Source organism: Pontibacter populi (genome assembly GCF_040278685.1).
Classification (GTDB): domain Bacteria; phylum Bacteroidota; class Bacteroidia; order Cytophagales; family Hymenobacteraceae; genus Pontibacter; species Pontibacter populi.
On record NZ_JBEOKT010000006.1, the window covers coordinates 22477 to 45818 of the forward strand.

The 23342-nt window shown below is 45.2% G+C and carries 26 protein-coding genes; 12 read left to right on the forward strand and 14 right to left on the reverse strand.

The annotated features are described in order from the left end of the window. Positions 1 to 68: 68 nt before the first annotated feature. Together ABS362_RS08145 and ABS362_RS08150 are read right to left on the reverse strand one after the other, a co-directional pair. A complete protein-coding gene (locus ABS362_RS08145) occupies positions 69 to 668 on the reverse strand; it encodes a DUF2179 domain-containing protein (RefSeq protein WP_350411913.1) in 600 nt (199 codons plus the stop codon). Between the two features lie 34 nt (positions 669 to 702). Continuing rightward, positions 703 to 1776: a mechanosensitive ion channel family protein gene (locus ABS362_RS08150; RefSeq protein ID WP_350411914.1), complete on the reverse strand. Its 1074-nt coding sequence runs from the start codon at positions 1774 to 1776 to the stop codon at positions 703 to 705. A gap of 307 nt (positions 1777 to 2083) precedes the next feature. Between ABS362_RS08150 and ABS362_RS08155 the strand changes: the two genes are divergently transcribed. Then, positions 2084 to 4300, forward strand: coding sequence for a bifunctional alpha,alpha-trehalose-phosphate synthase (UDP-forming)/trehalose-phosphatase (locus ABS362_RS08155; RefSeq protein WP_350411915.1), 2217 nt, complete (start codon positions 2084 to 2086; stop codon positions 4298 to 4300). Between the two features lie 236 nt (positions 4301 to 4536). Here ABS362_RS08155 and ABS362_RS08160 read toward each other — a convergent pair whose 3' ends face one another. The 6 genes from ABS362_RS08160 to ABS362_RS08185 form a co-directional block, all read right to left on the reverse strand. Continuing rightward, positions 4537 to 4662, reverse strand: a complete 126-nt coding sequence (locus ABS362_RS08160) for a hypothetical protein (protein WP_350411916.1) — start codon at positions 4660 to 4662, stop codon at positions 4537 to 4539. Between the two features lie 483 nt (positions 4663 to 5145). Further along, positions 5146 to 5412, reverse strand: a complete 267-nt coding sequence (gene xseB, locus ABS362_RS08165) for an exodeoxyribonuclease VII small subunit (protein WP_350411917.1) — start codon at positions 5410 to 5412, stop codon at positions 5146 to 5148. Then, positions 5399 to 6964 carry an exodeoxyribonuclease VII large subunit gene (xseA, locus tag ABS362_RS08170; RefSeq protein WP_350411918.1) on the reverse strand — a complete coding sequence of 522 codons (1566 nt, stop codon included), beginning with the start codon at positions 6962 to 6964 and terminating at the stop codon, positions 5399 to 5401. Before xseA ends, xseB begins: the two co-directional genes overlap by 14 nt. 469 nt (positions 6965 to 7433) lie before the next feature. Further along, positions 7434 to 7829 (reverse strand): hypothetical protein, encoded by a 396-nt coding sequence (locus ABS362_RS08175; RefSeq protein WP_350411919.1) that lies wholly within the window; start codon positions 7827 to 7829, stop codon positions 7434 to 7436. Between the two features lie 117 nt (positions 7830 to 7946). Next, complete coding sequence (locus tag ABS362_RS08180) at positions 7947 to 9362, reverse strand: aldehyde dehydrogenase (protein ID WP_350411921.1); 1416 nt, start codon at positions 9360 to 9362, stop codon at positions 7947 to 7949. Positions 9363 to 9365: 3 nt separating this feature from the next. After that, on the reverse strand, positions 9366 to 10217 hold the full coding sequence (locus ABS362_RS08185; RefSeq protein ID WP_350411922.1) for an SDR family oxidoreductase: 852 nt from the start codon (positions 10215 to 10217) through the stop codon (positions 9366 to 9368). Positions 10218 to 10398: 181 nt separating this feature from the next. On the opposite strand from ABS362_RS08185, the gene ABS362_RS08190 reads away from it, so the two are divergent. Then, on the forward strand, positions 10399 to 11244 hold the full coding sequence (locus tag ABS362_RS08190) for a hydroxymethylglutaryl-CoA lyase (protein ID WP_350411923.1): 846 nt from the start codon (positions 10399 to 10401) through the stop codon (positions 11242 to 11244). 3 nt (positions 11245 to 11247) lie between these two features. Further along, positions 11248 to 11988 carry a (Fe-S)-binding protein gene (locus tag ABS362_RS08195; protein ID WP_350411924.1) on the forward strand — a complete coding sequence of 247 codons (741 nt, stop codon included), beginning with the start codon at positions 11248 to 11250 and terminating at the stop codon, positions 11986 to 11988. A 104-nt stretch (positions 11989 to 12092) separates the two neighbouring features. Here ABS362_RS08195 and ABS362_RS08200 read toward each other — a convergent pair whose 3' ends face one another. Next, positions 12093 to 12746 carry a hypothetical protein gene (locus ABS362_RS08200; RefSeq protein ID WP_350411925.1) on the reverse strand — a complete coding sequence of 218 codons (654 nt, stop codon included), beginning with the start codon at positions 12744 to 12746 and terminating at the stop codon, positions 12093 to 12095. Positions 12747 to 12938: 192 nt separating this feature from the next. Beyond that, positions 12939 to 13589 (reverse strand): outer membrane beta-barrel protein, encoded by a 651-nt coding sequence (locus ABS362_RS08205; protein ID WP_350411926.1) that lies wholly within the window; start codon positions 13587 to 13589, stop codon positions 12939 to 12941. A gap of 337 nt (positions 13590 to 13926) precedes the next feature. Here ABS362_RS08205 and ABS362_RS08210 point away from each other — a divergent pair, with 337 nt between their 5' ends. Genes ABS362_RS08210 through ABS362_RS08225 form a run of 4 tightly spaced genes read left to right on the forward strand, consistent with a single transcriptional unit; the run spans position 13927 to position 16525 of the window. Then, a complete protein-coding gene (locus tag ABS362_RS08210) occupies positions 13927 to 14778 on the forward strand; it encodes a TIGR02587 family membrane protein (RefSeq protein WP_350411927.1) in 852 nt (283 codons plus the stop codon). 10 nt (positions 14779 to 14788) lie between these two features. Then, positions 14789 to 15211: a hypothetical protein gene (locus ABS362_RS08215; protein WP_350411928.1), complete on the forward strand. Its 423-nt coding sequence runs from the start codon at positions 14789 to 14791 to the stop codon at positions 15209 to 15211. A 24-nt stretch (positions 15212 to 15235) separates the two neighbouring features. Beyond that, positions 15236 to 16138 (forward strand): cyanophycinase, encoded by a 903-nt coding sequence (locus tag ABS362_RS08220; protein WP_350411929.1) that lies wholly within the window; start codon positions 15236 to 15238, stop codon positions 16136 to 16138. A 9-nt stretch (positions 16139 to 16147) separates the two neighbouring features. Beyond that, positions 16148 to 16525: a hypothetical protein gene (locus ABS362_RS08225; RefSeq protein ID WP_350411930.1), complete on the forward strand. Its 378-nt coding sequence runs from the start codon at positions 16148 to 16150 to the stop codon at positions 16523 to 16525. Between the two features lie 255 nt (positions 16526 to 16780). On the opposite strand, the gene ABS362_RS08230 is transcribed toward ABS362_RS08225, so the two are convergent. Both ABS362_RS08230 and ABS362_RS08235 read right to left on the reverse strand, forming a co-directional pair. Beyond that, entirely contained in the window at positions 16781 to 17107 is a 327-nt protein-coding gene (locus ABS362_RS08230; RefSeq protein ID WP_350411931.1) for a 2Fe-2S iron-sulfur cluster-binding protein, read from the reverse strand. A 3-nt stretch (positions 17108 to 17110) separates the two neighbouring features. Further along, a complete protein-coding gene (locus ABS362_RS08235) occupies positions 17111 to 18115 on the reverse strand; it encodes an NAD(P)/FAD-dependent oxidoreductase (RefSeq protein WP_350411932.1) in 1005 nt (334 codons plus the stop codon). A 458-nt stretch (positions 18116 to 18573) separates the two neighbouring features. Here ABS362_RS08235 and ABS362_RS08240 point away from each other — a divergent pair, with 458 nt between their 5' ends. From ABS362_RS08240 to ABS362_RS08250, 3 genes are all read left to right on the forward strand, one after another. After that, positions 18574 to 19185, forward strand: coding sequence for a hypothetical protein (locus ABS362_RS08240; protein WP_350411933.1), 612 nt, complete (start codon positions 18574 to 18576; stop codon positions 19183 to 19185). 111 nt (positions 19186 to 19296) lie between these two features. Further along, complete coding sequence (locus tag ABS362_RS08245; RefSeq protein ID WP_350411934.1) at positions 19297 to 20058, forward strand: hypothetical protein; 762 nt, start codon at positions 19297 to 19299, stop codon at positions 20056 to 20058. Positions 20059 to 20198: 140 nt separating this feature from the next. Continuing rightward, positions 20199 to 21062 (forward strand): pirin family protein, encoded by an 864-nt coding sequence (locus tag ABS362_RS08250; protein ID WP_350411935.1) that lies wholly within the window; start codon positions 20199 to 20201, stop codon positions 21060 to 21062. Positions 21063 to 21123: 61 nt separating this feature from the next. On the opposite strand, the gene ABS362_RS08255 is transcribed toward ABS362_RS08250, so the two are convergent. Beyond that, on the reverse strand, positions 21124 to 21465 hold the full coding sequence (locus tag ABS362_RS08255; RefSeq protein WP_350411936.1) for a thioredoxin domain-containing protein: 342 nt from the start codon (positions 21463 to 21465) through the stop codon (positions 21124 to 21126). 199 nt (positions 21466 to 21664) lie between these two features. Here ABS362_RS08255 and ABS362_RS08260 point away from each other — a divergent pair, with 199 nt between their 5' ends. Then, a complete protein-coding gene (locus tag ABS362_RS08260; protein ID WP_350411937.1) occupies positions 21665 to 21946 on the forward strand; it encodes a hypothetical protein in 282 nt (93 codons plus the stop codon). A 611-nt stretch (positions 21947 to 22557) separates the two neighbouring features. Continuing rightward, entirely contained in the window at positions 22558 to 22989 is a 432-nt protein-coding gene (locus ABS362_RS08265; RefSeq protein ID WP_350411938.1) for a hypothetical protein, read from the forward strand. Here the strand turns inward: ABS362_RS08265 and ABS362_RS08270 are convergent. Continuing rightward, positions 22986 to 23324, reverse strand: a complete 339-nt coding sequence (locus tag ABS362_RS08270) for a response regulator (RefSeq protein WP_350411940.1) — start codon at positions 23322 to 23324, stop codon at positions 22986 to 22988. The genes ABS362_RS08265 and ABS362_RS08270 overlap by 4 nt on opposite strands. Between the last annotated feature and the right edge of the window lie 18 nt (positions 23325 to 23342).

Consider the following 23342-nt stretch of genomic DNA (forward strand, 5'->3'; position numbering starts at 1 on the left):
AATCACTTTCTAACTTTTTAACTCCTAAACTCTCTAACTCACAAGCTCTCTAACTCCTAAACTATAAATCATTTTCCTTTACGGAGCGGGAAGATGCGACGTAAGCTTAGTCCTCTTTCAGATTCTTCCTGGGGCGTTCCATGGTCAGAAACCGATCGTACGTCTTCTATAGAATAAAAAGCCTGCGGATTATACTCCCGGATAATATCAATAACGTGCTGTAACTTTTTGCGCTTCACGATCATGAAGAGCAGATTTACTTTGCCACGGGTTCCGCGGGCATCTACACAGGTTAGCCTGTAGCCATGTCCTTTTAGTCTGTCAATCAGCTGGGTGGCAGAGTCTACGGTGATAACACGTACCACCATCTGGCCAAGCGCCAGTTTCTGTTCTATGCGCAGCCCCAGGAAATTGCCGGTCGCAAAGCCACCTGCCCAGGCCAGATAAGAGGCCACATTGTTCAGGTTCTGCATTACCTGTGTTATAGCCACCAGCCAGATCAGCACCTCCAGGAAACCCAGTGCAGGCGCTATCATCTTGTCACCTTTCGAGATAAATACAATGCGCAACGTACCCAGCGTTACATCTATAATTCGGGCAAAAAAGATCAATAGAGGAATAATGACCCACTCTACTATAGTTGGGTCCAGTCCGTTAAATAAGTTCATGAGCAAATAAAGTTATAGGCAGGCAGCTATAGTTCTAGTTCGGTGCGATGTTGCCTGTTACGGATGCCCGTAGTTTAGGTAACGCATCCGGATAGTTTTTCTGGATAAAGAAAAGTAGTTTTTCCCGCACAATGCAACGCAGGTCCCAGGCTTCGCCGGAGTTTCGGGCACTGAAAAGCGCACGGAGCTGTACATTATCCTGTTGCGCATCTGTTACCTGCAGGCCGGCCACTTCCCCGCTCCATAGTTCAGTTTCCGTTAGTATGCGGTTCAGCTCTTTTCTAAGTACATCAACAGGTACGTTGTAATCCGTGTAAAAATAGACCGTGGCCAGAATTTCGGTACTTGTGCGTGTCCAGTTCTGAAAGGGTTTCTCGATGAAATAATTGAGCGGAATAATAAGACGCCGGTTGTCCCAGATGCGCACTACCACATAGGTCAGCGTTATTTCTTCTACACGGCCAAACTCATTTTCAAGCACCAGTACATCATCTATACGGATAGGTTGAGTAAAAGCGATCTGCAAACCGGCCAGCAAATTTGCCAGCGACCGCTGCGCTGCAAAACCGACCACCACACCTGCAATACCCGCCGATGTAAGCAAACCTGTACCCAGCGACCTTACTGCCTCGAACTGTAGCAAGACCATAGACCCGGCAATAAACGCGATCATGATAATTGAAAGCCTCCGGATAAACTGCAGTTGTGTAATAAGTTTGCGTTCCCTGAAATTGTCGGCTTTGCCAATATCATATTTATGGCGAACCATGTCCTGAACTACAGAAACCAGTTTTATCAGTATCCAGGCAAACACAAGAATATTGAGTATCTCTAAAATACGCCGTAAGGTGTGGATGCTGTTATCTGAGAGCGGTACCGTAGGCAATGCCATGGCCACAAAAAGTAAGGGCAGAAACAGCGTAAGTGGCTGACTGAGGTGTTTGGTAAGCGAGGATACCAGCCGCGGATCAGCGTTGCGGTTGTACAGGTCCAGCATCTTAAACAGGATGTATTTGAGCAACAGGCCCAGTAGTATGCTGATGAAAAAGATCAGCAGCGTAATGGCCAGGTTATCGAGGTGGTCAATAAAAGTTCGGAGTCTATCCATGAGCTATAGGTTGTCAGCAGGTTTCATGCTGCTTTTACTTCTGCATAGGTACTGTTTAAGTTTGCCAGAGGTTATCGCCAGGCTTTTGCAGGTATAGGTTGGGGTGGGGATGAACTATAAAACAGTAATAAAGAAAGCTTTATAGTAAAAACTGAATATAGTCGGAACGTAACATGATTTCCTACGTAATATTACAAGAGCCACCTTGGATTCAGCTCAGGCTCATACCACATATTGTACTATAACCGGCTGAAAAGCCATTAAATAAGCTAGTTTAATTGCCAGTTTATAACGTTACTTTTTTCTAATGGCAAAACTCATTATCGTATCTAACCGGCTGCCGGTAAAACTGCAGGAGAAGGATGGAAAACTTACTTATACAACCAGTGAAGGGGGCCTGGCTACAGGCCTCGGATCGATCTATAAAAAGCAGGATAACCTCTGGATAGGCTGGCCAGGAATGGTAATAGAAGATACCGGGAAACAGAAAATCGTTATCGAGGATATCCGGAAGGATAATATGTACCCTGTTTTTTTGACAGAGAACGAGGTAAAAGAATTTTACGAAGGATTTAGCAACGAAACCCTTTGGCCCACCTTTCATTATTTCAGCCAGTATGCCATTTACGAGCAAAACCTGTGGGAAACATACGTTGAAGTAAACCAGAAATATTGCGATGAAATAGTAAAGCATGCCAGCCCTAACGATACCATTTGGGTGCATGACTACCAGTTGCTGTTGTTGCCCTCTATGCTCCGCGAAAAGCTGCCCGATGCAACGATAGGTTTCTTTCAGCACATACCTTTCCCGAGTTACGAAGTTTTCAGATTATTGCCGTGGCGTAAAGAGTTGCTGGAAGGCATGCTGGGTGCCGACCTGGTAGGTTTTCATACGTACGACGATATGCGCCATTTTCTGAGTTCGGTTAACCGCATTATTGGCTACGGCGGCATGCATGGCTGGATAAACACCGGTAACCGTTCGCTTTTAGTTGATTCATTCCCGATGGGTATCGACTATGATAAGTATTCTGAAGTTGCAGCCTCTGAAAAGGTAATGAAACTGGAGCAGCAATACCGCAAAAATGTAGGTACCGAAAACATCATTATCTCCATCGACAGGCTTGATTACTCTAAAGGTATTCCGCAACGCTTACAGGCTTTTGAGTTGTTCCTTGAAAAATATCCTGAGTTTCATGGCAAAGTAACGCTGGTAATGCTGGTGGTGCCTAGCCGAGATGCTGTTGAGAAGTATAAAGAACTGAAAGAAGAAGTTGATGAGTTGGTTGGCCGCATAAACGGTAAGTACAGCGATATTCACTGGAACCCTATACAATATTTTTACAGATCGTTGCCTCTGGAGGTGCTTTCTGCATTTTACCGCATGGCCAATGTAGCGCTGGTTACGCCAATGCGCGATGGCATGAATCTGGTCTGTAAAGAATATGTGGCCAGTAAACTGGACCAAACCGGTGTGCTGATTCTAAGCGAAATGGCCGGAGCATCCAAAGAGTTATCTGATGCACTGCTGATCAACCCGAATGATATAAATAAAATGGTAAGCGCTATGTACGAGGCCTTAACGATGCCTGTTGAGGAGCAAAAGGTACACATGGCCACCATGCAGGACACTCTTAAGCGCTATAACATCCACCACTGGGTAGGCCTGTTCATGGATCGCTTGTCTTATGTGAAGATCAAGCAGATGTCGCTGGAGACAAGCTATCTTGATGATGCTACGTTCCAGGAAATGAGCGACTCTTATGAATTAGCCGGTTCACGCCTGATATTCCTGGAGTATGATGGCGCGCTAACCAACTATAAAGCTAAACCACTGATGGCACGTCCGGACGAAGACTTGCTGGAGTTGCTGGAGAATCTGAGTAATAACCCGAAAAACAGGGTAGTCGTGATCAGTAGCCGCGAAAAAGCAAACATGGAAGACTGGCTGGGTCACCTGAACCTGGATATAGTGGCAGAGCACGGTGTCTGGCTGAAACAACGAGGGTCGGGCTGGAAAACCATGATGAGCCTGATGGACGACTGGAAAAGCGATATCCGCCTGATTCTGGAACTATATGTTGACCGCACGCCGGGATCGTTTATTGAAGAAAAGGAATACTCGCTTGTATGGCATTACCGCCGCGTCGAAACCGGGTTAGGCGAACTGCGTGCCCGTGAACTGGTAAATCACCTGAATTTCCTGGCTACCAACAGTAACCTGCAGGTGCTGGATGGGCAAATGGCTGTAGAGATTAAAGCCCAGGAAGTGAATAAAGGCAAAGCAACCAGCCACTGGCTGAACATGTACCCGCATGAGTTTGTGCTGGCCGTAGGCGACGACTGGGGCGACGAAGAAATATTTAAAGCCATGCCGCGCAATGCATACACTATAAAAACCGGCAACTCCTATTCTATAGCCAAGTACCATTTAGATGGCCCGGGTGAAGTAAGGGATATGTTAACTAAGCTGGTGAAACAGGAATCGAAAGAAATTCCTCCTAATGCTAAAATGACGGGATGAACTTAAACAAGTAAAGCCACTGTAAAGTGGCTTTACTTGTTTAGAGGAATTTATATGAATATCATCCCGAGCGATCTTATTTGTCCTATAGTTTTACTTTTGTCATTTCGAGCATTCCTGAGATGCGAGTCGAAAAGAGCCAGCATAGCTGCGAGAAATCTTATATGTCCTATAGTTAGCCATAGTTCTAAATCGTACCAAGCTATCCTTTCAAATGCCTTCTAATCCTGGGAGCTTTACTGACCTATAGTTCTATAGTTAGCTTTGGTGCCCTCACGGCCGGGAGGCCCCGTCTTCGGGCATCGCGCTGTGCGAATCTCTTTTGCTCCTTCGTCGCAATGCCTGCGGCACCAGATATTCACAAGGCGCTCAACCCAAAGACTGAGATCTTTCTCATAGCAACCGCTGAACTATAGTTAGAACCGGTAAGCTGCGACATTTATCGTGGCTATAGTTCCGTAGGGACAGGTCGCGACCTGTCCGTGGATAGAATGTAACTATAGAACTATAAAGAAACTATAGCAATGGTGGAAAGTCCCCCTTTGAAGGGGGCAGGGGGATGACAAACAGTTAAAATGAAACTACAAGGCTAACTATAGCTGTATCAGATAAAACTCCCCGCCTTAGACTACCGAGAAGTGATTTCGAAGGTAGATATCGTAGCTCTGAAGGGTTGGGGGTGGTTGGATTACACAGACTATAAAATTATAGCTTCAGCCTTTGCCATGTTTGTCCCTATCGGGCCAGTTGAGTCAGGAGACTCAACATTCACAGGAAGTCACGAGTCTATAGACTCGCGCCAGTAACGCCAACTATAGAACTATAGCCCAAACTATAGTTAAACCCTAAAACAAAGTACCGCTTGCCTTACCTTCTGTTTTCTTTGGCTTGGCTGGTTCTTCGCAGTTCTCTTCGTTAAATACCTGGTCTATTGCTTTTTCGGCGGCGCGTAGCTTATCCTTGCACAACTTTATGAGCTGCGACGAGCGCTGCACTTTCTGGGTTAGTTCATCTACATCAACCGCGTCGTTTTCAATGGCTCTCAGAATTTCTTCAAGTTCCTGCGTTGCCTCGCGGTAAGTCATGCTGCTGATATCTTTAAAGGGTGTCATTTGCTTCTTTGTTTACAATTATACTATGGATGGTGCCGTCCTTCATTCTGGTTTCTACTACATCGCCATCCTGCACCTGGGCTATACTTTTTATGATCTTGCCATTAACCAACGTTAAGGTATAACCACGCAGCAACAGCCTTTCCGGGTTATTAGCATGTATACTTGCCTCAATTAACCTGAGACGGTGTTCGTCGTTCTGCAGTTTTCGGGTTGTGGCAAATGCCAGCTTATCGCTTTGTTTGGTAAAACTGATCTGTTTTAGTTTAATGTTCTCTTTCACTTCCGTCTCCACACAATGGCTGAGTGTGTTCAGTTCGTGCTCTTTCATGTGCAGATAACGCTGTGCTTTTCCTTCCACGCAAACGGCAAGTTCGCTCAAATAACGTTCCCGCTGGTGCATCCGGTCTTTGGTGGTCGCACTTATATCACGCTCCAAGTCACTTACAACATGCTTCTGTCCTTCGAGGAAAGCTTTTGGTTTAACCAGTAAACCCCGCGATAAATTCTCCAGTAACTCCCGGCCTTCTGTCAGGAAATCTTTGGTCGTGTTTGAGATGCGTAGCCGTACACGCTCCAGTTTATCTTCTGTCAGGTTCAGTTGCTGTGCTGTAAACATCCGGATGCTGTCGTATAGGCTTTCGGTATATTCTTCTGCCGTTCTGAAACGATCGATCAGGAAAGTAGCTACGGCTGTCGGTGTTTTTAGCCGCGTGTGTGCTACCAGGTCGGCAATACTTTCGTCGCGCTCATGGCCTATACCTGTCAGTACCGGCAACGGGGCATTCCCAATAGCTGCAGCTATAGTATAGTCATCAAAACAACTCAGGTCGGTCTGCGAACCACCACCACGAATGATCACAATAGCATCAAACCGCTCTTTATAGTTTGCGATCTGCGCCATGGCTTTGTTTACAGAAGCCGGTGCTTCGTTGCCCTGCACTGTGGCGGGGAAAAGCGTGGTATGGAAACTATAGCCGTACGCATTATTTTGTAACTGATGAATAAAATCCTGGTAACCGGCTGCTGTGGCTGATGAAATTACAGCCAGACGTTGAGGTACTTCATTAAGCTCCAGTTCTTTGTTGGCTGTCAGTAAGCCTTCTGCTTCCAGTCGCTTAAGGGTTTCCTGTCGCTGGCGTGCAAGGTCACCGATGGTATAGTTCGGGTCAATGTTCTGGATATCCAGGCTAAGGCCATACAGTTCATGGAAACGCACCGTTGCCTGAAACAGGATCTTTAACCCGGCTTTCAATGGCTGGCCGGTCTTGTCTTCGAAGAAACGGCTTAGCATGGAAAAACGGGCGCTCCAGATTGTAGCCCGTGCCTGTGCCACTACATTGCGGGCATCGTCGCCTTTGTCAACAAGAGTCACATAGCAATGGCCTTTTCGCCGGTCAGGAGTGATCTGGGCTATTTCGGCTACTACCCAATAACTTTCCGGGAAAGCCACTTCCAGCTCCTCCCTGATCTGCTGGTGCAGCTCAAAGAGCGATAGCGGAGTCTGGAACTCCTCGTACACGGTGGTTTGCCGGAAAAATAACTGGGACATCTGCCGGATTAATGGTTAGCCTAATACAAGTAGCAAATTACAAATTGATTTTATAGATATAAGATTAAGATACCGGAATTTTTAAATTTTTAGCTTTCGTAACTTTATATAGTACTATAACTATACTCTCAAAGTTGCTAATATATTTGGATTTATAGTTGCGTTTCAGGTTTCTGAAGTTGCTGCAATACCTTGTTTACCTCTTGTTGCCATTGTTGTTTCTGAAGTATAACCGGACGTGCTGCGCGTTCCATACAATCCAAAGCGTTTGTAGGTACCGGTTACTTCGATGCCGTGCAAAATACTGTAACCGCCGGAGCAACTTCAACGACTGCCTTAGCAGGTTCTACCGAGGCAGAACAATTCCATTAGAAGCTTCTCTTATAAACAGCAAAAACCGTTGGCGCCTGGATGCCAGCGGTTTTTTGTTTTATAGGTATGAGACGGAAATCCGTTAAACTATAGGTTGTTAATGTACAACACGTAGCACTGGTTCAGGCAACGGCTGGCGGGTTTCGTGATCGATGGTGAAGTAACCAACCATGCTTGGGCCATAGCCAAGGTTTATTTCTATGAATTTATTTTTCTCAGGAAGCATTTGTATGAGCTCGGAACGAAGGTGGTTATACTTGTCCAGAAGCTCTGTCATTTTCTGCTCCTTATCATTAAGGTCGCTTTTTCCGGCTCCCTCGTTCATCCCCTGCTCCAGGTCGTGCTGCTCCGGGTTAAAGTCCGATTTTATGCTTTGCAATGAAAGTAGTTCTACATCCAGTAAGCGAATATCACGCTCAATGTTAAGATATTCTTTTACTTTATCTTCCAGCGGCAAAAGTGATTTGTCTAAGTATTGTGTCAGGTTCTCCATATTAATTTGTAGGGTGATCGTGTTAAAGAAGTATACGCAACTCACCGAAATTATATGCACCTTTTTTAGAGATCACTTCCGGAGCTATAGTTTGCCGGTCAATCAGCTTACAGCCTGTTACAGCCAATCAAAGAATTTGCGGAGTAGTTTTAGCTTATTGCCGTAAGGCGGGTACCGGAAAGGTAGGTCAAGCCAGGTGCCACGATTCAGGATACTTTTCTGGTGCGAAAACACATCGAAGCTGGCAATTCCATGGTAACTACCAAGACCACTATTGCCCACTCCACCGAACGGCAGGTTAGGGTTAGCCAGGTGTGAAATGGTGTCGTTTATGCAGCCTCCTCCAAAAGTTACTTCTCTGAGTATGCGTTGCTGCTGGCTCTTGTTTGTAGAGAAAAAGTAAAGCGCGAGCGGCTTCTCGTGCCGGTTAACCATGTTAATAGCTTCGTGCAGGTCATTAAAAGGGATAACCGGTAAAATCGGGCCGAAAATCTCTTCCTGCATAGACGGATGATCCCAGGAGGATATCTCTAAAATGGTAGGGGCAATGTAGCGGCTTTCCGCATCTGTTTTGCCACCAACCCGGATGCTTTCCGGAGTAAGCATGTTGCAAAGCCGCTTGAAATGACGGTCGTTTATGATACGGGCAAAGTCGGGGCTGTCGGCTGGCTGGGCGCCGTAAAATTCCTGTAAGCTTCGGGCCATTTGCTGTATCAGTTCCTCTTTCACATCTTCCTGCACCAGCACATAATCCGGGGCAACACAGGTCTGGCCTGCATTCAGGAATTTACCCCAGCAAATGCGACGGGCAGCCAGCTCCAGGTCAGCATCCATATCAACTATAGCCGGACTTTTTCCGCCAAGCTCCAGGGTTACCGGCGTAAGATTTTCGGCTGCGGCTTTCATAATTACTTTACCTACCTGGGTACTGCCGGTAAAAAAGATATAGTCGAAGCGTTGAGCCAGTAAATGCTGTGTCGTCTCTACGCCACCTTCCACAACGGCAATATAGCGCTCATCAAAATTTTGTGAGATGATACGCTTCACGACTGCAGCTGTATTTGCTGCAATTTCAGATGGTTTTAAGATAGCGCAGTTGCCGGCTGTCATGGCCCCGATGAGAGGGGTAAAAAGCAGGTTAAGCGGATAATTCCAGGGAGAGATGATGAGGGCCACACCATAGGGCTGCGGGTAAACATAGCTTTTTGCCGGAAAATTGATCAGCGTTTCAGGTACTTTGCGGGGCTTGGTCCAGTCGTCAATGTTTTTAATGGCAAGCTTCAGTTCCAGCTCTATAAACCCGATCTCAGTACCAAACGCTTCCAGGGCTGGTTTTCGGAAATCGGCATATAGAGCATCAAACAATTCCTGCTCGTGTTTTTTTAGTACACGCTGCAACTTTCGGAGCTGCTCTTTCCGGAAAGCGACAGGTTGCGTGTTGCCTTCTGTAAAATACCTGCGCTGTAACCCGCAAAGCAACTGCACCTGGTCCAGGGTTGTTTGGTCAGCAGTGTTTGGTTGAGCAATGGACATGGCTTAAGCTGTTGGTTTGGTATAGTTGGAAGTTTGCTCAGTTGCAGGGCGACCGGTAAACTGATCCATAGAGGTGTATACGTTAAAAATCCGACCAACTATAAAGTCGAATACGCGTGTTGGCAGAAGCCCCCTAAACAAGGGTAAAAGGTGCACGATGGCAGGTTTACGAACTATAATTTTATTGGCAACTATAGCCTGTACAATAGCTTCCGAAATAACTTCGGGGTCGAGGATGGGGGTGAGGAGTGGGCCGCGTGCGCCGGCAAACATACCTGTGTTTATGTAGCTTGGCGTAACCGAGGTAACATGCAGATCTTTGCCTTGCTGTTCCAGTTCCAGGCGCAGGCTCTCGGACCAGCCCAATAGTGCCCATTTGCTGGCGGCATACACACTCATGCGAGGATTGGGGGTTAAGCTTGCTGCTGAGGCAATGTTTACAAAATGACCGTTTCCCCGGTCAATAAATGCCTCTATAAAAGCTTTGGTAACATACATTGGCCCGGCTGTATTAATGGCAAGTGTACGTTCAATATCGCGGTAACTGTGCCCCTGAAACGTATTGCCTACCACTATACCGGCATTATTGATAACTATAGTTGGGGCACCAATTTCGTTCAGCACCTGTGTTGCTGCCTGTTGCACTGCCACTGCATCAGAGACATCAACTATAGCCCCGCTAACTGTAAAACCTTCGGCTGTAAACTCAGTTATAGTCTGTTCTAAAAGAGTTGGATTTAAATCCCATATAACAAGCTGGCTGGCGCCGCGTTGCAGACACTTCCGGCCCATTATTTTACCGATGCCCGATGCACCGCCTGTAATCAGAACTATACTTCCTGAGATCTGTGTCATAAACCGGCTATAGTTTACAGGTGAGAGTCATAGATTATTATCAGAATGAAGTTACGCATGATTTTCGAAATTAAAACGAAGTACCTGTTAAAAGTAATCGCGCAGGCAAATACTATAAATTTGTATCTTTGGTATTAAAAGTAACCCGGAAACAACAGCCCAAACTATAGGTAACCAAACTATGAAGCTAATTGAATGTCCGCGCGATGCCATGCAGGGCCTCCACAAGTTTATACCCACCGATGTTAAGATCAGCTACATAAACCAGCTGCTGCAGGTAGGGTTTGATACTATAGATTTCGGGAGTTTTGTGTCGCCTAAGGCCATACCGCAACTTAGCGATACGGCCGAAGTGCTGGCTAACCTTGACCTGGATAACACCACATCTAAACTGCTGGCTATAATTGCCAATGTGCGCGGTGCCGAAGATGCTGCACAACACAAGCAGATCGATTACCTGGGGTTTCCGTTATCTGTTTCCGAAACGTTTCAGCAGCGCAATACCAACAAAAGTATAGCCGAAGCCATGGAGCAACTGGCTCATATCCAGGATATCTGCCATAAGCACGATAAAACATTGGTAACTTATATCTCCATGGGTTTCGGAAATCCGTACAACGACCCCTGGGATACCGAAACTGTGTTGCACTTCGTTAGCGAACTGGATAAACTACAGGTAAAGATCATTTCGCTTTCTGATACCATTGGCGTTTCTAACCCGGAGAATATTGATTACCTGTTCAGTTCGTTGATACCGGAGTTTGAACATATTGAGTTTGGGGCGCACCTGCATACCACGCCAACCACCTGGAAGGAAAAAGCAGAAGCCGCCTATACAGCCGGTTGCCGCCGTTTTGATGGCGCTATTCGTGGGTTTGGTGGTTGCCCGATGGCGAAGGATGAACTGGTAGGTAATATGGCGACCGAAAATTTAGTAGCTTACTTTAACACGATTGGTGTAAATTTGAACCTGAACAACGCCGCACTTCAGGCGGCCATTGCACAGTCTGATGCTGTGTTCTCTTAACCTATGGCAAAAAAGATAATTGTAGATATTTTCATTCCCTGCTTCGTGGACCAGATGTTTCCGGAAACAGGCATGAACATGGTAAAAGTGCTGGAAAGTGTTGGCTGCGAAGTTAACTATAACCCAAACCAGACCTGCTGCGGACAGCCTGCATTTAACGCCGGTTTTTTTAGCGAAGCCCGCGAAGTTGCAACCAAGTTTTTAGATGATTTCTCAAACGAGACTTCCAGTTACATTGTAGCGCCTTCGGCCTCGTGTGTGGGCATGGTGCGCAATGCTTACCAGGATATTTTTGTGAAGTCGTCGAACCTGGTGAAGTACCGGGCTATGCAGAAAAAAGTGTACGAGTTTACCGAGTTTCTGACTGATGTGTTGGGCATAACAGCTATTCCAGGAGCATCGTTACCGGCTAAGTTTACCTACCACGACTCCTGCAGTGCCCTGCGCGAATGCGGTATAAAAGCCGGCCCTCGTGCGTTGCTGCAAAACGTAGAAGGCTTTGAACTGGTGGAGATGGAAGACAACGAAACCTGCTGCGGATTTGGTGGTACGTTTGCCGTTAAGTTCGAAGCGATCTCCTCAGCAATGGCGGAGCAAAAAGTAGACAACGCGTTAGCTACCGGAGCTGATTTCATCGTTTCGACGGACAGCAGCTGCCTGATGCACTTAGAAGCTTACATCAAAAAACAGAACAAGCCTATCAGAACCATGCACATTGCCGATGTGCTGGCAAGTGGTTGGTAAGTATAAATTGTTGAATTGCTTGATTGCTGATTCAGAAGAAATAGAAAAGCCTGTGCAACTATAAATGCACAGGCCTTTTTGTTTATACAGTTCGTACTTGATGTTTAAAAATGATAACTGAAGCCGATACCGAATGTGCTGCTGCTTAAATCCAGTTCAAAATCTTTACTAGTTGATTTGTAACCATTATTTTCATTTTCTGAAGTAGTATAATGATATCCTAAATCGCCAAAGCTAGCAGATATGCCAAACTTCTCTGATGGGAAAAATGTGATTCCGGGAATAAAGTTTGCAGAAATACCTTTAGACTTATATTCTGAAGTAGCTGGGTAGGCATTCGTACTTTCATAATTGCTTCTGCCAAAGCTTAAGCCTGCAGAAAATTTTGTGCTTAATGCTACCTTTTCTGATATCGTAAAGTATTTTTTCAGATAAGGGCTAAAACCATATGTATTGCTTTTGTTGGCACTATTATAATCATCCGAAAGATCTCGATCCTGAGTAGATTCACTTTCATTATATGTATACCCAACTGATAAACCTGCTTCAAGGTTTTCTTTAAATAAATAGCCAAAACTAGGAGAGAAATACAAATACAATGATGAGTAATTTTGACTGGAATATCCCTGATGCATACTATTATCAGAATCGGTTGAAATTCTCATAGATCCCGATACCACTTTAGTGCCCTGACTAGTTTGTGCAAATGCGCCTGTGCTTAAAAGGCCTATAATAGTAATTGTAAATAATTTCTTCATGTTTGTTTTAGGTTAAGATTAGAAGATATTTAAGTATAGCGATGTTGCAATATTTATGCCAGAAGTAAGTGGTTCATGTGCATCCATCTTATAACCTATTTACCAATTAGAAATTCTGGGTTTGCTAAACAGAAAGGCCTGTGCAACTATAAAATGCACAGGCCTTTTTTGATGTTACTTAACTATAATTTGTTAACGGTTGATATAGTAGCTAAAGCCGATGCCAAATGTGCTGCTGCTTAAGTTAAGGCCAAAATCTGACTGAACTTCTTTGTTTGACCCCTCTTCAGATTTCCATGTCGTTGCACTATATCCAAGCGAACCAAAAGTGGCACTCAATCCTATCTTTTCAGTTGGAAAATAGTAAACACCAGGGGTTATGTAAGCAAAAGCTCCCTTTGTTGAGGATTCTATAGTAATTGGGCTAGTGCTACCCTCAAATTCATGCTTACCTATAGAAAAACCTGCTGATGCAGTTCCTGTAAAAGCAAACTTATCAGAAAGCATAAAATACTTTCTGATAAATGGGCTGAAATCAAATCTAGTGTTAGTGTCTTTACTTTTGTAAGTATCCGATTCTTTATTACTGTCTAGCTTATAGGTAGAGTAGTTAAGTCCGAAAGAAGCTCCTAACTCAAGACCGTCATTAATAAAATAGCCAACACCCGGTGTTAAACTCACACTTGTTAGTGTCGTTGTACGAGGGTTGTAAAGATTTTCGCTTTTAACATTATTCCTGTTAATTCCTAAAGAACCAGAAATGACTATAGTGCCCTGCGTAGTTTGTGCAAATGCGCCTGAGCCCATTAAAGCGAAGATTGCTGTAGCAAGTAATTTTTTCATGTTTGTTTTCAGACTAGTTTACGCAAAAATATAGAAACATCTATATAACACAATGTAAACTATAGTTTAGGCTTAATCTCTCACTCCATATCTATACAAATTCTTGGGTGTAGTAAAACGGTATAATACCTGTATAACTGCTGAATTTTAGTGCAATCTCAGGATGCCATTAACATGATTTCTTACAAAAGCTCGAACTATAGATCTTACAAATTTTATAGTTGGTTGGAGTTAAATTGAAATCAGTTACTAGTACCTGTCAGGCTATGCCTATCCTTAAATATTACACAAGCGTATACTGCCATAAAATAACTACAGTACAAAAAAATAGAGCTGCTTGTTAGGAAACAGACCTGTAAAAAAATCGCTGAAAGAGTATGCACGGGGCATAACAGGAGGCCTGCTTTTTAGTTTTCCGTTGCTGTATACCATGGAGGTTTGGTGGGCCGGGTTTAGTGCTACTCCGCTGCAATTGCTCCTGCTGGTAGTGGTAACCTACCTGTTACTGTTAGGCTATAACCGCTATGCCGGCATGCGACCCGGCGTTTCGTGGCGCAGCGTCATGATCGACTCGGTAGAAGAGATGGGTATTGGGCTGGTACTTTCTTACGCTGTACTTCTAGTGCTAAACCGTATTCAAATAGCAGATATGGCGCTAAACGAGATAATGGGTAAAACGATTATTGAAGCGATGGCTGTATCTATAGGGGTATCGATAGGGACGGCTCAACTTGGCTCCGATGGCCAAGAAGAGGAAGAGCGCGAACATAATGAAGAGCTGGAAGAAGAGAAGAAGCCAGGGCATATAGGTATGGCGGTGCTGGCTTTTTGCGGCGCGCTGCTGATCGGCGGAAACGTGGCACCTACCGAAGAAGTGGTGATGCTGGCCGTGGAGGCAACCCCGGTGCATGTGTTGCTGATGGCTGTAGCCTCCTTGCTGTTGAGTGTAGTAGTGGTCTATTTCAGTGATTTTAAAGGTACAACTGGTAAAAAGCCTGGTGACCTGTGGTTCTGGCTGACCTTTGATACCTGTGTAAGTTACCTGGTGGCACTTATGGCTTCGGCGTTTGTGCTCTGGTTCTTTGGCAGGTTCGATAACGTAAGTTTCTGGACTGCATTTTCTCAAACTATAGTTTTAGGCGTACTGTCGTCGCTGGGTGCATCAGCCGGCCGTTTGCTCATAAAATAAGAAAGCGCACATGGATACCCATCATCAAAAAGATAAACAGAAAGATAACAATCATGACGAAAAGAACTGGCTGGAATGGCTTGTTTTCGGAATCAGCCTGCTCATGTTGCTTGCCATATTCGGCTACCTGGGCTACCAGGTAAAAACGTACAACCCATCTGATCCGGAAGTGATGGTAGAAGCCCGCCATGACCCCTCTGCTGAATCGCCAAACCGGTACCAGGTCACTGTTATGAACAAAGGCGGCACTACCGCCGAAGAAGTTATTGCTGAATTTACACTGTTTAGTAATGGCAAAGAGAAAGAAACATCGGAATTGCAGATCGCTTTTGCGCCTAAGGATTCTAAACGGGAAGGATGGGTCATATTCTCTGTCCAGCCCACCGCTTCCGATTCGGTTGTAGCCAGAGTAAAAAGCTTTAAAAAACCCTGAAATTATGATTAACCTGTAAAAGCTATGGCAAAGAAGAAAAACGAACCGCAGAACATGACTTCTAAAAAACGCCAGGCTAAGTTGCCTGTGCCAAAAGGCAAGTTACTGGCCATTGGTGGCAAAGAGAGCAAAGACGATGAGGAGACCGAAGTGCAGCGCCTTAGTTCTGACTTTATAAAAGAAGAGATACTGAAGCGTTTTGTAAAGGAACTGAAAGGTGTTAATCCGATGGTGGCAGTTTTACCTACCGCATCAGCAGAGCCCGAATTAAGTGCCGAAAGTTATGTGAAGGTGTTTACAGAGCTTGGTGTTAAAAATGTGCAGGTCATCAACATACAGGACCGGAAAGATGCTGAGAACGAGGAGTACTGTGATATTGTGCGAAAAGCGGCCGGCATTATGATAACCGGCGGTGACCAGCTTAGACTTACAGCTATACTTGGCGGCACTTGTTTTCTGGAGATAATTAAAGAACGCTATACCTTCGATGACTTTATAGTTGCCGGAACCAGTGCCGGAGCGGCTGCCCTCTCAACCCCGATGATCTATGAGGGCGAAACAAATAAAGGCATGCTGAAAGGCGATGTGCGCATAACCACCGGGCTGGAGTTCATGAAAAACGTGGCGATAGATACCCACTTTATTCAGCGGGGCCGCATAGTGCGCATGACCCAGTGCATTGCTACTAACCCAGGTTGTATAGGTATAGGCCTGGAAGAAGATACTGCTATACTTGTTACGAACGGTGAGGACATAGAAGTGATCGGGACGGGACTTGTAACTGTAGTTGATGGCATGAACATTACCCGCAATACCATTTTTGAGATAGAGACCGGAGAGCCTTTTACGGTGTGTAATTTGAGGGTCCATTTAATGGCTGATAAAGAAACGTTTACGCTTCCTACCTTCGATCAGCTGCATGCCTGATCTGATAGCATGAAACTACATACAGTTGCCATACTGCAAGGGCTTTACTGGTTTATAACCGGCTTATGGCCCTTTTTGCATTTAGGCAGTTTCCTGTTTGTGACCGGGCCTAAGCAAGATATCTGGCTGCTCTACACTGTAGCTACGCTTATAACTATAGTTGGCGCTGTGCTGCTCTCGGCAGGTTTCCGAAAGCGGGTGACTCCGGAAATAAAGTGGCTTGGAATTGGCGGTGCCTCCGGCCTTATTGGTATCGATGTATATTATTCGCTGATGGATGTGATCAGTAACATTTACTTGTTGGATGCTGCAGGTGAAGGAGTGTTTATACTGCTATGGTTGTGGGCCGGCAGGAAAGGTATGGATATAGTACAAACCCACTCCTGATGCCGGAGTGTTGTTTTCGCCCTCGCTCGTGTCCCGCGAGCGTGAGTTACATGCGGACTCTGGCCGCTTTAAACTGTGCCTAAGGCAAAAGTGGTAAGACGTTGGTAAGTAGTTCACAACTTGGCTAACACCCCTATAATCCCCTCAAGGGGATAGTTTTTCAGAACTTAACGGCCTAACTCCTGATATCGGGGATAGCCATAAAAAAAGTGCCCCGTTTATCAAGGCACCTTTTCTATAGTTTGTGATCCTATCTTATACTGCTTCAGGTTTCAGCCTTACCACAAGCCCATCCATATCAGGGGTTACACGCAGCTGGCACGATAAACGACTGGTTGCCGTTGCATGCGGCAAAGATTCGAGCATAAAAGCTTCGTCGTCGTTCATTTCGGGTAATTCACCGCTTTCGAGCACTTCAACATGACAAGTAGCGCAAATAGCCATGCCGCCGCAAATAGCAGGTACATTCAGTTCATTGGCTTTCATTACTTCCATAACCGAAAGGCCCATGTCAGTCGGGGTTTCCAGTTCTACACGCTGGCCATCCTGGGTCTCAACTATAATCTTTATTAAATCTTCCATGTGCTATAGTTCCTGTATGCCGTTTACGGTGGTGTATTTCAGTACGAATTTCTTATCCGGGTATACAATGTTGTAAGCACTCTGCGCCATCAGAGCAGCCTCATGAAAACCGCAAAGGATCAGTTTTAATTTACCCGGATAGGTATTGATGTCGCCGATGGCATACACCCCCGGAATGTTGGTAGAATAATCCACGGTGTTCACTACGATCGCACTCTTATCCAGTTCCAGTCCCCAAGCATCGATAGGGCCAAGCTTTGGCACCAACCCGAAGAGCGGGATAAAGTAATCGGTTTCTATATTATGAGGCGTGGCATTATCTACAAGTACTGTTACAGCATTCAGTTTACCGTTGCCGTGCACATCTGTTACATTCGATTTCAGGAGAAGCTTAATGTGTCCTTCTTCAGCCATGCTTACTACCTTTTGCGCCGATTCGGGAGCTCCACGGAAAGAAGTTCCACGGTGCACCAGTGTCAGGTCTTCGGCAACGCCGGCCAGGTAAATAGCCCAGTCCAGAGCAGAGTCGCCGCCGCCGGCTATCACTACTTTTTTGCTTCGGAAGGTTTCCGGGTCGCGTACCATATAGTTCACGCCTTTGCCTTCAAAGGTTTCCAGGTTTTCGATGGCAGGTTTGCGTGGCTCAAAAGAACCCAGTCCGCCGGCAATAACCACCACTTTACAGGCTACTTTGGTGCCTTCCGATGTCTCCACTATAAAGCTGCCATCTTCCTGTTTGTGCAAGTGCTCTACGCGCTCGCCAAGGGTAAAAGTAGGGTGGAAAGGCTCGATCTGTTTCTCAAGGTTCTTTACCAGGTCGCCGGCCAGAACTTCCGGGAAACCAGGTATATCGTAGATCGGTTTTTTAGGGTAAATTTCTGATAACTGTCCGCCAACTATAGGCAGGGCATCGATAACGTGGCAGCGCATTTTAAGCAATCCTGCCTCAAAAACGGCAAACAAACCCACCGGGCCTGCGCCAACTATACATATATCTGTCGTTAACATGTGTAAAATTTATATTCTCGTTTCAGCATCCGCTGATGGTGTAAATGTAAGAGCAACAGACGAGCATCCATAACCTTTTCTTGATTAATTAACCCTTCTGCAAGCCTATTGTTTTAGCTGTTCTGCAGCGGGTTTGTCCATCGGTTTATAACAGGTTTTCTGGCAGATTTTGTTCCGGGTTTCTGGTCTGCAAACGCTGTGTGGTTTTGTGGTTTTAAATCAGCCATACTATGTGAAAAATATCTCTGAGCAACCGTTTTTATGAGGTAAGAGAGCCTCTGTAAACTATAGCTAATGTTGCTTTTGAATTGATTTTAGTAAACTATAGATCTTATAGTTCGGCTAGTTAAGCAGCGATTGAGTTATCAGTAAAAGTCTGGTAATTAAATGTGTAAAGCAGAACCGCAACCGGATGGGGACGTTTATAAAAGAATGTTGTACGCTTAAACCAATGAACTATGAGAAGACGAGATGAGTATGACCGCGACAGATCTTATGGCGGATTTTATGGTACAAGCTCCGATGGCGGCTATACCCATGATTACGATAACCAGAACAGATCGGTGGGAAGAGACGGCGGACATGAATTGGGTGCGGCGCGAAGCATGCGTGGCAACGATTATTACTTTAATGCCGACCGGGATAGCGAACGAAACAGCTTTTACCGACAAGGCAGACATGACTACAACGATGGCGCTGCATATGGCTACTCCAACTATAGCCGCCAACAAAACCAGGACCAATACAACACAGCTCCGTACGAAGATTATATAGACTATAGCAGCCGAAACTATGGCAGCTTTGAAGGTAGCCGCGAACCAGACTATAGCAGCCGGGGAAATTACAACACCGGTGGCCGCGACAGAAACAACGACTACGAATCACGGAACTATGGCATCGATAACTATGAACGTAACCAGGGTTTTGACAGATCTTTTGAAGGAATGCCGCGTGGCTATGGCTCAACCCGATACGACGAGCGTGACTTAGACCGCGAACGCAGTGTTTTTGGCGGCAGCAACAACTATAACCGCTCCTGGGACCGCGACAACGAAGAGCGATACCGTTAACTATAGAAGCAAAATGCAGTGCCTGTACTCCAGGCGAGTTTCTTTTTTTAAAAGGATGCAGATCTATAGTTGTACACTGGAAATAAACTGTAAAACCAAATTTAGAAAGCTATGGAAAGATACGATAGAGATAATTATTACCACAGCGGACTTGGTGCTGAAAACCGCAGAGACTGGGACCGCTCCACCCGTGATGGCGACTTTGGCCGCGACTATGAGAACCGCTTCCGTACAGACCGCGACCGCAACGAAGAGTACCGACGCCGCAACCAGGACATGCGTGATAATTACAACCGGAATGTAAAAGGAGATACAGGCGGTTTAAGTAATATACGGCAGAGCTATGGCATCTCGGGTTTTGGGAGCCAAGGCCGCTTCACTGATACCGGCGAAGATATAGCACAGCGCATGCGTCGGGACCGGGATCGACTTCACGATCAGGGGTATGGCTCGGGCAGAATAAGCGGCTATAGTGGTTCCGCTTTCGGAGGATCGAACTATAGCGCGCATGGCGATTTTAGCGGCTCTTCTGATTATGGTGCCATGAGTGGCGGAGAAGGCAATGTTGAGGATTATGTTTCGATGTCGGGGTATGGCGGTGGCCGGGGTAATTTCTCAGGAAGTTCTGGCAGAGATGCTTCAGACTATAGCAGAAGAAGCTACGGGAATCGTTATGGTGACGAAGGCGCAGGTTTCGAAAGAAGAACATCCGATTTTGAAAGCAACACAAATGTAGGCCGTTATAGCCCCGATAACCAGCGTAGCTTGTACACCAGTTTCAGCGATATCAGGCACAAAGACAGCGAAAACGTTAGATACGGTCGCAGCCAGAACAGTGGCGGCTACGAGACTTACGAACCTTATAACAGGTAGCGTTCCTGCTAAAACTATAAAAGGTCGGCTGAGAAGTCGGCCTTTTTGTTTGCTGGCTGCTATAAACTATAGTTGTACGGTTGGTTTGCATAATTTTGCTGTCGATCTCGTACGTTGTAGAAAAACTAACTATAGTTACCATGAAAAACAGAACTGTAGCGCGCCTGCTGTATGCCGAAGAAGTAGATATGAACGGAGCACCTGTGCGTCAGCCTTTTCCTACGGAGCAGGTAGACCAGATAGATCCGTTCCTGATGCTGCACCATCATGTCTCCACTATTTCACCCGACATTGATCCGCGCAAGGCTGGAATCGGTCCACATCCGCATCGTGGCTTTTCTCCGGTTACGTTCATTTATAAAGGAGGCGTGCACCACCGCGATTCCAGGCGCAACAACAGTATAGTTTATGAAGGCGGCACCCAATGGATGGATGCCGGAATAGGTATTATGCATAGCGAACGCCCGCCACACGACATACAGGAAAGGGGAGGAGTGCAGGAAATAATACAAGTGTGGGTAAACCTGCCACGCAAATACAAAATGAGCCAGCCCAACTACCAACCCCTGCACGCCCACGAAACACCTGTTGTAGCCGGAGATGGTTATGAAGTACAGGTTGTAACCGGAAGGTTTGAAGACGTAAAAGGCCCGATACGAACGCTAACGCCGCTACTGATTCTGCGCATCACTATTAAAGCAGGCGCTACATGCACCATACCCATTCCTGAAACCTATAATGCTGTATTATACCTGCTGGATGGAAAAGTGACCTTGCAGGGGTATGGTTTGATAGAAGGTCACCATGCTGCAGAGCTTAACTTAGATGGAGAAGGCTGTACATTAACGGCTAAAGAAGATGCCCGGATACTGCTGCTTGCCGGAGAGCCCATAGATGAAGAAGTATCGATGTACGGACCATTTGTGATGAACACCCAGATAGAGGTGATGCAGGCCATGCGTGACTACCAGCTGGGCAAAATGGGTATCCTGATAGAAGATTAATGTTGTGAGTTAACTATAACTATAGTTTGCTGGCATCCGGATACAAACTATAGTATCGGGTTTAAGCCATTAGCTGTTCCAGCATTTTTTGGATTTCTGCTTCGGTGCTTACCAAGCCACAGTCTTTTAGCACACCATTTTTGAAGGTAGCTATAAACGGGGAGCTGCTGAATTCTACTTCCTTCCGGGAAACCGGATTTTCTTTTGCATCCATTTTCAGGAAAAGCACATCTGTATACCTGTCCTGCTTCGAAAGGGCTAAGAACGATGGAGCCAATGCTTTACAAATCTCACAGTTCCGGTCTATAAATTTCACTATCACACGTTCCTGCTGAAAAACTAGCTGCCTCAGATCTGCGTCGGTTGCATTTAAAATGGTAGTCATGTTGCTTGTTTGGTCCATAGTTAGATAACGTAGAAAGACAACCATAGTTAGCTGCTGAAGAAATCCATCATCCCGTCACTACCAGTTTTATATCATTTATCCATTAAATATGTGTGTTTACCAATTACACTACAAAGTGCTGGATACTTGTAAAAGTTAGTATTAATTTTATAAAAAAATGAACTTAGTGAGTTAGCCGCTTGTATAGTTAGTAGATATGTTAATTGAAATGGAAGAGCTTGAGAGATTAAAGATGGGTCTGGAAAACAGCCAGACAATGGTTATTAAAGATAGTGAAGACGGGCTGAACTGTTCTTTTATCCGCTACGGATTAGTGCAGGATAATTTCCTGGTGAAGGACGAAGAGCTTGTTAATGTACTTTCAGAAACCGGGTTTAAGGGTATTGTGGAAGGTAACAATTTTGAGCGCCTGCGCAGTAACTATGGCTGGCTTTCAGTTCGTGTAAAATCAAGAAAACTGCTGAAAGAACTGGCGTAACAACTATAGGCATGCTTTTAAAACGAGGCATGGCTGGATGCGCTATTTATTTTTATAGATAAGACTAAAAGATATTTCAATAAGGTTTACCTATTTTAAAGCCATTTTTTAATGGCTTTAATTTTTTGTGGATGATGTGAATTCTTTGATCATTTTATTGCTCCCGTCTTTCATTTTAACCATTCTTCACTTCATCCCAAGCCATTGTTGGTGTTTTCACCAACAATCTAAGTACCTAATTGTATACTTGCTGGTGAAAACACGCAGCAAGGGCGTAATCTATAGCCATATAAAACACTAATCAGCTTCTGAGGTAAACGAATATACCTGTCATTATTCCCTCCTTTCATTTTTAACACACTGCATTTCATTTGGCTTTCTTAATTCTATACTTGCAGTATTTTTTCTTAAATAGATTTTCTGCCGGTTAAGTTAAACGCTACCATCCGTAGCGCGCCATACTATATAATTATACTTGGAAAAGAGTAGGAACTATAGCTTGAAAATAGCAACTATAACTTGGTATAATGAACCATAGGCTGCTAAGGATAGTTTTTGGTAAGATATCGGGCAGAAATGTCCTTTTATCCAAACCCTCTACTTACACTATCTTGAAGGAAACATTTAAATCGTACTATGCTGCGTTAATGGCCGAATTACCGGCCTTATACACGCCAAATGCTTTTTGCAGAAACCAGGTGTTGCCGCTTGTAGCAGAAGAAGTGCCAGTTCCGCTATCCAAAAAAATAACGTATTACATTGAAGAACTGGATAAACTGGAAACGATACCGGCCTGTTTACTCGAGTTCTGTGGTTACGAAGCGATAGATGCAGAACACTACTTCTTCTTTTTTAAAGCTGACCCTAACAAACTGTATGGTAAGTTTAAAAAGCTGCAGCGGATATTGCGGGCAACTATAGCGCTGGTTCCTATACAAGGCTTCAGGCATTTACTGGTGCAACACGTAGAAGCTATCCCGGAAAACTGTTTTATAAAAGATCACCAGCCCCTGATAAGTTACCGGCAGCCTATGGCAGGTTAAACGGATATTTTTATCCGGGCAATTTCTTGCTCATCCAGTGGCTTTCTGAGGAACCCGCTTACAAGTTTATAGCTTTGGGCCAGTTCTTTTTCCTGCTTATCAACAGAGGAGGTCAGGATGTAGATGCTGCATTTGCCTAGATACCTGTTCTGTTGCTCGGTCAACGAATCAAGGAAGTCCCAGCCGGTAAGTCCGGGCATGTTCAGGTCAAGGAAAATAACTTCGGGGAGCTGTTGGTCAGGTATATGCTGCAGCTTTTCGAGGGCTACTTGGGCAAATTGGTAACACTCTATATGCCGGGCAAATGCTGCTGACTCCAGCAGTGTCGATGTCAAAAAAACGCTTATTTCGTC